Raw genomic sequence first — 428 nt, 5'->3', positions numbered from 1 at the left:
CTCCTTCGTTTGGCGCTGTAACGTGACAATACGTTTGCGCAAGCCGGCGGCCCGCGCATCGCTCTCCATAAGCGATGTGGTCAGGCTATCCCGTTGCCGGAGCAATAAATTACGCTCGGTAGCCACATCGATAAGCGCCCGGTCTTGCCGGAATGCGGCAAGCCGGTTAGCGGCGTCGGCTGCCGCTCGTTCTGCATGCTTCAGTTCGTGCTCGACGATATCTAACTGAGGGTCGTTATAGACAATTTGGCGGTGCCTGGAGTACGCGTTGAGCAGTGCACTGAGCAGTATGGGGGCCATCGCCGGGCGGCTATCACGGAGGCTTATGGAAATGACGTTGCTGTCCCTTGCGGGAACAATGCGTAGGCGACGTAGTAGTGTATCGGCGGCGGCATCGATCGGCGAAGACCCTGCCGTGGCATCTGCCG

General features: G+C 59.3%; 1 protein-coding gene. It reads right to left on the bottom strand.

What is annotated here, in order from left to right:
* The coding region (locus R5H29_RS00015) for a hypothetical protein (protein ID WP_332328520.1) at nt 1-428 on the bottom strand (428 nt) is incomplete at both ends.

It is taken from the genome of Stenotrophomonas sp. A3_2 (genome assembly GCF_036624925.1).
Taxonomy (GTDB): Bacteria; Pseudomonadota; Gammaproteobacteria; order Xanthomonadales; family Xanthomonadaceae; genus Stenotrophomonas; species Stenotrophomonas hibiscicola.
This window is presented reverse-complemented; position numbering and strand designations above follow the sequence as displayed.